Origin of the sequence: Listeria grandensis FSL F6-0971 (genome assembly GCF_000525835.1) — a bacterium.
Taxonomy (GTDB): Bacteria; Bacillota; Bacilli; order Lactobacillales; family Listeriaceae; genus Listeria_A; species Listeria_A grandensis.
In genome coordinates, this window is sequence record NZ_AODD01000014.1 from 25495 (window position 1) to 37244 (window position 11750).

The window sequence follows — 11750 nt, forward strand, 5'->3', positions numbered from 1 at the left end:
AATGGACTCCTTTTTGAGTATGGAATTTTACAAGAAATTTCGTTTTACCTTATCCCAGAACGAATTATTATGCAATTTAATAATATTGACGAACCGATCGCCAACTTCAAGCTTGATTTCATCGACATGTTGAATGCTAAGCGCCTCAGAATCCATCCCCATGATTGGGAAATCATTCACGCCATTTGCGCGCATATCCAAACGCAATTTACGTTTCGGGCTCAAAATGAACGAAGAACCGAGCGTCCGGAAGCGGTTATTATTAATCGAAGCAAGCTCACTCACTTGCATCGACGGTAACAATGGATCGACAATCGAACCGTTAATGGATTTATTATACGCGGTACTTCCTGTTGGGGTTGAAATAACCATACCATCGCCACGGAAAGTTTCAAACAGGCTATCATTAATATACACATCAATTTGTAGGGTACGGATAATCGATGAGCGGATGTTGAACTCATTTAGTACATAAAAGGCCTTGGAATTGTTGACAGTACCGTAAATGGTTGGGTAACGGCGAACAAGCCAGCGATCTTCTGCCGCGGCCTTAATAATTTCATCGATTTGGTGTACGTGAAAATCACAATATTGTCCAAGTTGTTCGGTTAACGCGATTCCCGCATATAAACAATCGGAACGGAAACCAGTTTCACGCACGGATTTAAGGAACGCGCCGTCTCCGCCAATACTAATAATCGCTGTTGCTACTTCAAAATCATCGGTTACTTCAAAACCGTATTCTTTCGTAACTTTTTTTAGTTCATCGGCGTGCTTTTGTAGCTCTTCTGTTTTACGATAGGAAAAGTAAAAAATTGTTTCAGCCATACTAAAACCTCCAGTGTTCTTAGTTAATTCAATCTACAACCCATTATAACACGAATGCTCACTACTAATCTTGTAAAAAATAAGAATTTTTCAGGTTTCACTGTAAAAAGCGCCAGTTTTCCGTTATGATAGTCCTATAGCTATTAAAAAGGGGGAAAAAGTGTGAATGCAAAAAGATGGATTGCGATTGGCATTGTCGCAGCATTATTAGTTGTGAGTGGAATTACGAAAATTACGAGTACGCTCTTGGCCAGTGATGATGAATATGAAACGTCTTGGCTTGATTCGCTAACGGCGACGGATACAGGCGTGACAGAAATGGTGCTAGAGGATGGCAAAGCTGATAAACGGATTGCGGTGCTAAACATTGATGGTGCGATTCAAGATACAGGCTCAAGTGGTTCGCTTCTCGGTGGCAGTGAAGGCTACAGTCACACAGACTTTATGGATCAGCTCGAATGGATTCGGGAGGATGATACGGTTGCTGGTGTTATGCTAAACGTGAACTCCCCAGGCGGTGGCGTTGTAGAATCGGCGCAAATTCGCGATAAAATTTTACAGATCAAAAAAGAGAAGAAGTTGCCGGTTTATGTTTCGTTCGGTAGCATGGCGGCATCAGGCGGTTACTATGTCTCTGCGCCAGCCGATAAAATCTTTGCAAGCCCAGAAACGCTGACAGGCTCGATCGGGGTCATCATGCAGGGCTATGATTTTAGCGAATTAATGAAGAAAATGGGTATTTCGGATAATACGATTAAAAGTGGAGAATTCAAAGATATAATGAGCTCCACGCGCCCAATGACAGCAGAAGAAAAAGCGATCATGCAGTCGATGATTGACGATTCCTATGCGCAGTTCGTGAAAGTCGTGGCCGAGGGGCGTCATATGACGGAAGCCCAAGTTCGCAAAATTGCAGACGGCCGGATTTATGATGGTCGCCAAGCGAAGGCGAATGGCTTGATTGACGCATTTGGATACGAAGAAAATGCATTGGATGCCTTGAAAAAAGAGCAAGATTTGAAAGGTGCACAAGTATTTGAGTACGATTCTAGCAGTATTGGTCTGGCTTCTATCTTCTCTTCATCGGTAAGTCAAATTGTCGGGCAAAAAAGCGAGGCCCATCAAGCGGTTCAGTTAATGAATATGATGGAAGCACCACGTCTTATGTACTTGTATGGAAAATAAAGGAGGGATTCAAATGGAACAGGAAACGTTGCACCAAACCGAGCGTCCCGTGTTTAAATATGAGCCTCCAAAAGAGGAACAAGGCGGTTTTCCAACACAATATTACGCAGGGTTTTGGATTCGTTTTATGGCTTATTTAGTCGATTTACTCGTGACGACGGCGATTTCGGGAATACTGATCAGTCCGGTGTTTCGATTAGCAGATTGGAACATGGACGGTTCTTTTTTCGCAATGTATGGTGCACTCGTAATGCTTACTTTTTTGGCCTATTTCATCGTAATGACGAAGTTTTGGAGTCAAACACTTGGCAAAATGATTTTCGGGATTCGTGTCGTGTCGCTGAAAAAAGAGGCGTTGACATGGGGGACCGTACTATTTCGTGAAGGAGCGCTGCGATTTGTGACATCGGTCGTGTGGGGACTCTATGTAGTCTGTGCTTTTACACCGAAAAAACAAGGGATAGCAGATCTTTTAGAAAACACCGCAGTTGTCCACGAAGGATATTTAAAACTGGATAAAGAGTGGCATTAAATTTTTAAAAATGGAACGTATGGGTATTAGCCTATAGGTTCCTTTTCGTATACAGGCAAAAAAATAGTACATCGCAATGGACTTCGGTAGAATAGGGGATGTAGATAGAAATCAAAGGAGGCAATTCAAAATGGCAGAAGTTACATTTAAGGGAACCCCGATGACATTGATTGGGAAAGAAGTAAAAGTTGGTGACACAGCGCCTGATTTCACGGTTTTAAATCAAGGTTTAGAACCAGTAACACTAGGCGATTACGATGGTAAAGTAAAAATAATCAGTGTGGTCCCATCTATTGATACAGGCGTGTGCTCGCAACAAACACGTAAGTTCAATGAGGACGCGTCTGGTTTAGACAATACAGCAATACTTACAATCTCTGTAGATTTACCGTTTGCACAAAAGAAATGGTGTGCCGCAGAAGGTCTTCCAAACGTAATCACACTTTCTGATCACCGCGACCTATCATTTGGCGAAGCGTACGGCGTCGTTATGAAAGAACTGCGTTTGCTAGCCCGTTCTGTTTTCGTGATAGATAGTAACAACAAGGTCGTTCACGCGGAATATGTTGGTGAAGGAACAAATCATCCGGACTACGAGGCCGCTATTACAAAGGCAAAAGCAGCTAAATAAGTATCCAAAGCTAGTAAATCAGATATTGATTTGCTAGTTTTTTCTGTTATAGTGACATCAAATATTTGACTATAACAAGAAGTAACATCCGCTATTTTTGAATCGAAATAAAGCGCTTGCTCAGAAAAATACAACTATAACTTTGCGGAAGTATAAAATGCTATCTTCTTGACTAGAAATGCTGTATAATATTTAATTGGTGTTAGAAATGAAGGAATTCGAGGTGTTCACTTTTGACAAATGCAACAGTTGAGGAATTATTCCGTGTTCTCGATGATACAGCTATTATTATTCAAAATGAGCTCGAGATGAGTTATTTGGAAGCTGTTTATGAGACAGGAGAGAATTTATTTCAGAAAGAGGTACTTCAAAAGGATGAACTTTCTGCTGAGGCCGCCAAAAATCTGGAAGAGCGGTATAGTTCAGTTCAGTTGGACGAGTTTGCAAAAGAAGATATCCGTAAGAGTTATCAACTTGCACTCTTAAAAGGTATGAAGCACGGCATTCAAGTCAATCATCAAATGACGCCGGACTCGATTGGGTTCATTATTGGTTACTTGGTAGATAAGGCTTTTGCTGATAAATCGGCCATTCGTTTGCTTGATCCTGCGTGTGGAACGGGGAACTTAATTGCGACGATCGTCAATCAATTGGAAAGCAAATTAGAGCTCGATGCGACAGGCGTTGACATCGATGATTTGCTGATTTCGCTTGCATACGTTGGAGCTGACTTGGAGCGTTTGCCGATCAATTTATTACATCAAGATGGTTTGGGCAACTTGCTGGTTGATCCGGTTGATGTTGTAGTGAGTGATTTGCCAATAGGTTACTATCCAGATGATGCGCGCGCCGCCGATTTTGAGCTGAGTCGCGATGACGGTCATTCTTTTGCGCACTTTTTATTTATAGAACAAGGGATGCGGTACACAAAAGCGGGCGGATATTTATTCTTCTTAGTGCCAAGTGCGATGTTTGGAACGGCTGATTTTGCGAAAGTAGATCGTTTTATAAAAAAACATGGCCACATTCAAGGTATCATTCAATTGCCAGAGACACTTTTTGCATCCGAGGGAGCTCGGAAAAGTATTCTTGTTCTGCAAAAAGCGGCAGATAATGTAGCGCCACCAAAGGAAGTATTGCTTGCGAATTTGCCAAGTTTGACCGATCCAAGAGCGACGGCAAACGTATTGGCGAAGATTGAAAACTGGTTTAACGAAAACAAGTAGTTGAAGGGAATGGGTTAAATAAACATGGAAAAAACAATTGCAATTAATGCTGGGAGTTCATCACTAAAATTTCAATTATATGATATGCCATCAGAAACGGTAATTACGGCGGGAATCGTGGAGCGTATCGGCTTGAAGGATTCGATTTTCACAATCTTGGTAGGCGACGAAAAAATCAAAGAAGTAACAGACATTCCAGATCACGAAGTTGCGGTTCAAATGTTGCTAGATAAATTGATTTCACATAACATTATTAAATCTTATGATGAAATTACAGGCGTTGGACATCGAGTTGTTCACGGCGGTGAAAAATTCACAGAATCAGTACGTATCAATGATCAAGTTATTGCAGATATCGAGGCACTTTCTGAACTTGCGCCATTGCACAACCCGGCGAATGTGACTGGTATCCGCGCATTCCGTAAAGTTTTGCCAGACATCGTGTCAGTGGCTGTTTTTGATACAGCATTCCATCAAACAATGCCGCAATCAAGCTACCTGTACAGCTTACCGTACAATTATTATAAAGATTATGGCATTCGTAAATACGGTTTCCACGGTACAAGTCATAAATATGTATCTGAACGCGCGTCTGATTTACTTGGGCGCCCGGTAGAAGAATTGCGTTTAATTACATGTCACTTAGGAAACGGTGCGAGTATTGCTGCTATTGAAGGCGGTAAATCAATGGATACGTCCATGGGCTTCACACCACTTGCTGGTGTTTCTATGGGAACTCGTTCTGGTAACATCGATCCCGCGCTCGTACCATTTATTATGGAGAAAACAGGGAAATCTGCAGAGCAAGTACTTGACGTATTGAACAAAGAATCTGGTATGCTTGGCGTATCTGGCATTTCAAGTGATCTTCGTGATCTAGAAAGCGAAGCCGCAAAAGGAAATGATCGTGCAGAACTCGCACTTGATGTTTTTGTTGATGGTATTCATAAATATATCGGTTCATATGCCGCTCGTATGAACGGTGTCGATGCGATTATCTTCACAGCTGGTATCGGTGAAAACAGTTCTTATATTCGTGAGCGTGTACTTCGTGGTCTTGAATTCATGGGCGTTTATTGGGACCCAGCCCTAAACCAAGTTCGTGGTGTAGAGGCTTTCCTAAATTACCCGCATTCTCCTGTAAAAGTTATCATCATTCCGACAAATGAAGAATTGATGATTGCACGTGATGTAGAGGTTATAAGAAACGAAGGATAGTAACAGTACGCAAAAAAGTAGGTACTCCGCTCAAATGGGGTACCTACTTTTCTTTGTTTATGAAACTAATCTTTGTAAACAGGGTCTTCATTTCTTACGACAAGGACGTCGCAAGGTGAGTGGCGGATAATGTACTCCGAAACACTACCGATAAGTAAACGTTCTACTGCGTTTAGGCCAGTGGCACCACACATGATAAGATCGGCTTTAAAGGCTTTGGCAGCTTCTTTTGTGATCGCTGTTTTTGGTGAACCGTATTCAATATACGTTTCTACATTCGTTACGCCTTGTTTTAAGGCATCGTCTTTGTATCCATTTAGCAATTCATCGGCATATTCGGTTGCTTTGTCAGCCATCGATGTGTCGTAGTTAGCAACTGATGAGAAGGCACGTGTATCAATAACATGGACAAGTCCAAGTGAACCCTCATTTCTTTTAGCAACTTGAATTGCTTTTTGGAATGCGCTTTCTGCTTCTTTAGATCCGTCTACTGCAACCAAAACTCTACTGTATTGTTGTAACATACAAAATCCCTCCTGCCCAGTGTGCCGACAAATACGCATCTTCATCGTTAAAGTCTGTGCGCCGGTGCTCATGTACACAAGTGCACTCCGCTCCAGTGCTCGACTTTGCCTAAAGCTAAGCCTTTGTTGACACGTTGGAGTTCGGCGGGACTTTCACGAGAGGATAGTTTTTGCGACACTTTGGAAAATCTTTTTATACTGTTATTGTACCCTTTTTTCATGAAAACAACCATTAAAAGCATTGCAAATTTTTTTTAACCCGTATATTTTTACAATTTGGGTAATATGTGTTATTCTAATTATGTAAGCGTATACTTATGGGTAATAATACGTAGTGAAGGGGAGATTTATGTGTTAATTGGAGTTCCGAAAGAGATTAAGAACAATGAAAATCGTGTCGCAATGACGCCAGCAAGTGTTTTATCTTATGTACAGGCAGGTCATACAGTACTGGTCGAAACAAATGCAGGTGTTGGCTCAGCTTTTCACGATGAGGATTATATTACGGCAGGAGCGACGATCGTGGATACGGCGGCAGAAGCGTGGGCGGCGGACATGGTTGTGAAGGTGAAAGAACCGATCGCTTCTGAGTATGCATATTTCCGTGAAGGATTATTGTTATTCACGTATCTGCATTTGGCAAACGAGCCAGAGCTTGCCAGAGCGTTGACAGAGAGCAAAGTGGACAGTGTTGCCTATGAGACGGTGGAATTGGATGATCGGACGTTACCATTACTTAGTCCGATGAGTGAGGTTGCGGGTCGTATGGCAGCGCAGATTGGGACGCAATTTTTGCAAAGAAATAATGGTGGTCGCGGTATTCTACTTAGCGGTGTGCCAGGCGTGGAACGTGGCGAAGTGGTGATTATTGGTGGCGGTATGGCAGGAACCAATGCGGCGAAAGTGGCGATTGGACTTGGTGCAAACGTGACGATTTTGGATTTGAACTTGCATCGATTACGCGAATTAGATGATATTTTTGGCAATCAAATTACGACATTGATGAGTAATGCATTCAATATTGAAACCGCTGTGAAGAAGGCGGATCTAGTCGTGGGAGCGGTGTTGATTCCGGGTGCGCGTGCTCCAAAACTTGTGAGAGAGTCGCTTGTGAAGGAGATGAAACCGGGTGCAGTTATCGTGGACATTGCGATTGACCAAGGTGGTATTTTTGAAACGACGGATCGTGTGACGACGCATGATGATCCGACTTACGAAAAACATGGCGTTGTGCATTATGCTGTGGCGAATATGCCGGGTGCTGTGCCACGTACATCAACAATTGCGCTGACGAATGCGACCTTGCAATTCGGGTTAACACTGGCGAATAAAGGGCTTGCTGATGCAGTGCTTGGGAATTTATCGCTGTATAAAGGTGTGAATACGATTGGCGGTTATGTGACGTATAAAGCCGTTGCGGATGATTTGGGGTATGAATATAAAGCCGTGGAAGAAGCACTGGCTTAAGCGGATATAAGAAAAACGAGCAGCAATCTCTTGTTGAGGTTACTGCTCGTTTTTTGGTGTATGCACAAAGTTATTGTCAGCGTCCATGAGTAGGAGGTTCCGATTGTAAAATTGGCTGTCGCTTTTTAGAATGAGGGCGTTGGATTTGGAGTCATAGTCTATTTTTAGTTGTTCTTCTAGGAAAATAGCCGTCCAACGTGCGATTAAAATGGGGCCGAGGTTGGATGAGAACTGGGTGTCTTCGGGGGTTGTCTGGGTGGCTAATTTTAATGTGAAAATTCCACTATTTTCGCAGCCACAACCCTCTGTTAAATAGTAGAGATAGAGTTTACCGGGAAGGTTTTGGCGGAGTGCATTAACACGGGTAATGGCTTCTGGTGTGAACGTTAGGTTCATTTTGGTGTCACCTCGCTTTTATTTAATTGTACGGCGATTATTTGGGGTTGGGAAGTTTATTGCTCAAGGTGGAGACGTTTTTATATTGTAGAGGGATGAATACAAAGAGAAGTAGTTCGGACGGTGGCTGAACTACTTCTTTGGTTTATTTCACATACGTTAATTCTTTCGGAAACTCGGTTAGAATTTCATAACCGTCTTTTGTCACAACGATATCGTCTTCAATTCGCACGCCCGCAACGCCTGGGACGTATATACCGGGTTCGATGGTGAAGACCATGTTTTCTTGGAGTGCCATTTCGTTTGTCTCCGTGATCGATGGGAACTCATGGACGCTTGCGCCTAAACCGTGGCCGAGTCGATGTGGAAAGTAGTCGCCGTAACCTGCGTCTTTGATGATGTTTCGAGCTGTAAGGTCAACTTCTTTTGCGGGAACGCCAGCTTTTACTTTTTCGATGGCTGCTAGTTGGGCTTTTAGCGCGGTGTTGTAGATTTTTTCTTGTTCTGCGCTGATTTCGCCGTATGCAACAGTGCGCGTGATGTCAGAGCAGTAGCCTTTGTGGACAACGCCTAGGTCAAAGAGGACAAGGTCGCCTTTTTTGATCTTAGTGTCGCCGGGTGTACCGTGTGGCAGAGCGCCGTTCGTGCCGGTTAGAACCATCGTTGAAAAGGACATCGCGGTCACGCCTTTTTTCTTCATTTCGTATTCGATTTTCGCCACGATTTCGGCCTCGGTTTTGCCTTCTGCAATTTCGTCAACGCCTACTTGGACGGCGTAATCAGCGAGGAGCGCGGCTTCTTTTAGGATAGCAAGTTCCTCTGATGTTTTGATGAGGCGAATCATCTGGATTTTTTCTTCAATGGAGATGAATGTCGCGTCGGTTAAGTATTTGGATAGAATTTCGAAGCGATCGACGCTCATATGGGATTTCTCGATGGCAAATTTTTTCACAGTTGGTATGCGTTTTGTGATTTCAGTTACGATGATTTCCCAAGGGTTTTCGATGTCGCTATAACCGTAGGCATCGTGTTTCCAGTCGCTGTTTTTCACGTCTTCTACTTCGAGACCTGGTGTGAATAGGAATGGTTCGGTTTTGGCAAATACGGCCAAGCCTAGCACGCGTTCATGTGGATCGCTATGATAGCCAGTGAAATAGGCGATGTTTTCGGGGTCGGTGATGAATGCAACCTCAGCTCCTTGCTCTTTTAGCCAATTTTGCAGAATATCGATATTTTTTTCCATCAGTCATCCTTCTTTCCTTGTTTCGTCCACTTTATCATAACACGAAAGCGCGCAGAAATTAAATGTTTACCACGGGATAATGCCGTTACGACTCATAAAAATACCAGTAGGGCCGTTCTTATCAAGGGTTGCCATTTGCACGATGGCATCGGTTCCTTCTTGTACGGTTTGATGGCCTTGACCAGTTAAGCCGGTTTTTGTTGGACCCGGGTCCACCGCATTGATTCGGATGTTTGGTATTCCTTTTGCGTATTGTAAAGTGAGCATGGAAACGGCGGCTTTGGATGAACTGTATGCGAGTGGGTTAAACTTGGATTCTATTTGCTCTGGGTTAAGTACTTGGCCAAAGGATCCTAAGCCGCTGCTGACATTGACGATAACGGGTTGTGCAGATTTTTGTAAAAGTGGTAAGAATTGATGTGTGACGCGTACAGTTCCAAAAACGTTGACTTGATATACTTGTTCCATCATGCTGGCTGTAATCTCTTGTGGTGAAGCGAAATTTCCGGAAATGCCGGCATTGTTGATAAGGACATCTAGGAGACCTTCTTGTTTCTCGATTTCTGCCGCAGCCTGCGCGACGGATTCTTCATTCGTAACGTCGATGACCACAAAATGAACACCTAGTTTGGTGGCTGATTCTTCGCCACGAGCTGCGTCACGTGAACCAATGTATACCTTGTGCCCCAATTGTTTCAAGCGCCGCGCTGTTTCAAATCCTAGTCCTGCATTTCCACCTGTAATGAGAGTAACTGTCATTGTAGATTCCTCCTTGATTACTTATTTCCTTTGCTAAGTTGCATGTTCTCGATTTTCTTTGTTTGTAAAAACCAATATTGGTGGTAATCTCCTTTTAGTGCGCTAAATTCGACGGGTGTTTTTCCTGATTTTAAAATATGTTGCTCTAAAAAGGCTTTAAGAATCCATGGGTCTTCCATCGATTTCTGCTTCAGATGGAGGATACGATCAATTTTTTCTGTGCTAGTTTGGAAATTGCTTGCGATTTGTTCGGTGGTTAATTCAGAGAGTATGAGGTTTTGTTGAAATTGGTTGATGGTATCTGTTACTTGTTGGTGAGTTAATGACATAATGCATTCCTCCTACATAGTTGTTTTTAATACAGTTGTAATTAAAACTGTTTCGTTAAAAATAATTATAGGTTATCTCTAAACAGTTGTCAATATAATTGTTTTAGATTAAACTATTTGGTAGGGTTATGAGGAGGAGAGTCATTTGATTTCAGGTGAAAATGAGCTGTCAGAAAAAATGTATACGTTAAGTTTGCTGCAACAAGATTATATTTTGAAACGATTAAAAGGGGTTCATTTGAATGTTTTACAAGCGAAAAGTTTGAATTATGTCGCTGTGAATTCGGGGACGATTCAGAAAGAGCTGGCGAATTATTTAGGAAAACAGAATGCGACGATAACAAATATTTTGAAGGAATTGGAGAAGAAGCGGCTTATTTATCGTGAAATTCCTAGAGATAATGAGCGTCAGAAGAAAATTTTCCTTACAACAGAAGGTCATGAATTGGTAGATTATGTACAACAAGTGTTCCGTGATTTGAATCAGGAGATGGAGCGAGTGCTTTCGGTGCAGGAAAGAGGGCATTTGCTAGCTGGATTAGAGAAATTGATTGAGAATTTTGATTAGCTCGTGTGCGAGGTTTTCTGTGCTGTACGGGAGCCGTTTTTTTGAAGTTCTTTGAGCAGTCAGTGCAAACATTAAATACTTGGTAATCGTTTTATGGTATAGTTTATGTATTAAATACTAATGAGTAGTACAGAAGGGAAGTCAAAATATGAAAATTTCATTTCATGGTCAATCTTGTATTAAAGTGGTAACGGAGGATGTAACGATTCTTGTGGATCCGTTTATTTCGGGGAATCCGCAATGCGATTTGGTGATGGAGGATGAGAAGCCGGATTATATTATTGTCACGCACGGGCATGATGATCATGTTGGGGATACGGTTGCTATCGCGCAACAAACAGGCGCAACGGTGATTGCGAATGTGGAATTGGCAACGTTTTTAAGTATGGAAGGTGTGGAGAATTTGGCGCCGCTACATATTGGTGGAAAGCGCGTTTTTGATTTTGGAACGGTGAAGTTAACGCAGGCATTTCATGGTTCTTCCACTGTAAAGGATGGCAAAATTATTAATTTGGGCTTGCCGACAGGATTTGTATTGTCGATCGATGGAAAGAATATTTATCATGCAGGCGATACGGGATTATTCTCAGATATGAAATTGATTGGGCAGTTAAGCGAGCTTGATGTGGCGTTTTTACCGATTGGAGACAATTTTACGATGGGGCCGGAGGATGCAGCGGTTGCCGCGGAATTTTTGCAGGCGAAAGTGGTTGTACCAATGCATTATAATACATTTCCGCTCATTGCACAGGACCCGCATGCATTTGTTGCGAGCTTGAACACGGAGTTGCGCGGGAAGGTGCTTGATATTGGCGCATCGATGACAATTTAAAGGGAATGGGTG

The 11750-nt window shown here is 42.6% G+C and carries 14 protein-coding genes; 8 read left to right on the forward strand and 6 right to left on the reverse strand.

Annotation, left to right across the window (positions count from 1 at the left end; genetic code table 11):
- Nucleotides 1-27: 27 nt before the first annotated feature.
- The gene (locus PGRAN_RS09340) at nucleotides 28-828 is read right to left on the reverse strand and encodes an NAD kinase (RefSeq protein WP_036066698.1); all 801 of its coding nucleotides are present in this window, start codon (nucleotides 826-828) and stop codon (nucleotides 28-30) included.
- Between the two features lie 162 nt (nucleotides 829-990).
- Here PGRAN_RS09340 and sppA point away from each other — a divergent pair, with 162 nt between their 5' ends.
- The 5 genes from sppA to PGRAN_RS09365 all read left to right on the forward strand — a co-directional run bounded on the left by sppA (nucleotide 991) and on the right by PGRAN_RS09365 (nucleotide 5620).
- Complete coding sequence (gene sppA / locus PGRAN_RS09345) at nucleotides 991-2013, forward strand: signal peptide peptidase SppA (protein WP_036066700.1); 1023 nt, start codon at nucleotides 991-993, stop codon at nucleotides 2011-2013.
- Nucleotides 2014-2026: 13 nt separating this feature from the next.
- Entirely contained in the window at nucleotides 2027-2545 is a 519-nt protein-coding gene (locus tag PGRAN_RS09350; protein ID WP_036066701.1) for an RDD family protein, read from the forward strand.
- Between the two features lie 130 nt (nucleotides 2546-2675).
- Nucleotides 2676-3176 (forward strand): thiol peroxidase, encoded by a 501-nt coding sequence (gene tpx / locus PGRAN_RS09355; RefSeq protein ID WP_036066702.1) that lies wholly within the window; start codon nucleotides 2676-2678, stop codon nucleotides 3174-3176.
- Nucleotides 3177-3409: 233 nt separating this feature from the next.
- A complete protein-coding gene (locus PGRAN_RS09360; RefSeq protein ID WP_036066703.1) occupies nucleotides 3410-4402 on the forward strand; it encodes a class I SAM-dependent methyltransferase in 993 nt (330 codons plus the stop codon).
- A 24-nt stretch (nucleotides 4403-4426) separates the two neighbouring features.
- The gene (locus PGRAN_RS09365; protein ID WP_036066704.1) at nucleotides 4427-5620 is read left to right on the forward strand and encodes an acetate kinase; all 1194 of its coding nucleotides are present in this window, start codon (nucleotides 4427-4429) and stop codon (nucleotides 5618-5620) included.
- 65 nt (nucleotides 5621-5685) lie between these two features.
- Here PGRAN_RS09365 and PGRAN_RS09370 read toward each other — a convergent pair whose 3' ends face one another.
- Complete coding sequence (locus PGRAN_RS09370; protein WP_036066705.1) at nucleotides 5686-6144, reverse strand: universal stress protein; 459 nt, start codon at nucleotides 6142-6144, stop codon at nucleotides 5686-5688.
- A 351-nt stretch (nucleotides 6145-6495) separates the two neighbouring features.
- Here PGRAN_RS09370 and ald point away from each other — a divergent pair, with 351 nt between their 5' ends.
- Nucleotides 6496-7611, forward strand: a complete 1116-nt coding sequence (ald, locus tag PGRAN_RS09375) for an alanine dehydrogenase (RefSeq protein WP_036066706.1) — start codon at nucleotides 6496-6498, stop codon at nucleotides 7609-7611.
- Nucleotides 7612-7650: 39 nt separating this feature from the next.
- Here ald and PGRAN_RS09380 read toward each other — a convergent pair whose 3' ends face one another.
- The 4 genes from PGRAN_RS09380 to PGRAN_RS09395 form a co-directional block, all read right to left on the reverse strand.
- Nucleotides 7651-8007, reverse strand: coding sequence for an iron-sulfur cluster biosynthesis family protein (locus tag PGRAN_RS09380; RefSeq protein ID WP_036066707.1), 357 nt, complete (start codon nucleotides 8005-8007; stop codon nucleotides 7651-7653).
- A 145-nt stretch (nucleotides 8008-8152) separates the two neighbouring features.
- Nucleotides 8153-9250: a M24 family metallopeptidase gene (locus PGRAN_RS09385; RefSeq protein ID WP_036066709.1), complete on the reverse strand. Its 1098-nt coding sequence runs from the start codon at nucleotides 9248-9250 to the stop codon at nucleotides 8153-8155.
- A gap of 66 nt (nucleotides 9251-9316) precedes the next feature.
- Nucleotides 9317-10009, reverse strand: a complete 693-nt coding sequence (locus tag PGRAN_RS09390) for an SDR family NAD(P)-dependent oxidoreductase (RefSeq protein WP_036066710.1) — start codon at nucleotides 10007-10009, stop codon at nucleotides 9317-9319.
- Between the two features lie 17 nt (nucleotides 10010-10026).
- The gene (locus PGRAN_RS09395) at nucleotides 10027-10338 is read right to left on the reverse strand and encodes a DUF2316 family protein (RefSeq protein WP_036066711.1); all 312 of its coding nucleotides are present in this window, start codon (nucleotides 10336-10338) and stop codon (nucleotides 10027-10029) included.
- Nucleotides 10339-10483: 145 nt separating this feature from the next.
- On the opposite strand from PGRAN_RS09395, the gene PGRAN_RS09400 reads away from it, so the two are divergent.
- Nucleotides 10484-10906, forward strand: a complete 423-nt coding sequence (locus PGRAN_RS09400; protein WP_036066712.1) for a MarR family winged helix-turn-helix transcriptional regulator — start codon at nucleotides 10484-10486, stop codon at nucleotides 10904-10906.
- Between the two features lie 148 nt (nucleotides 10907-11054).
- Complete coding sequence (locus tag PGRAN_RS09405) at nucleotides 11055-11738, forward strand: metal-dependent hydrolase (RefSeq protein ID WP_036066715.1); 684 nt, start codon at nucleotides 11055-11057, stop codon at nucleotides 11736-11738.
- The last annotated feature ends 12 nt before the right edge of the window (nucleotides 11739-11750 follow it).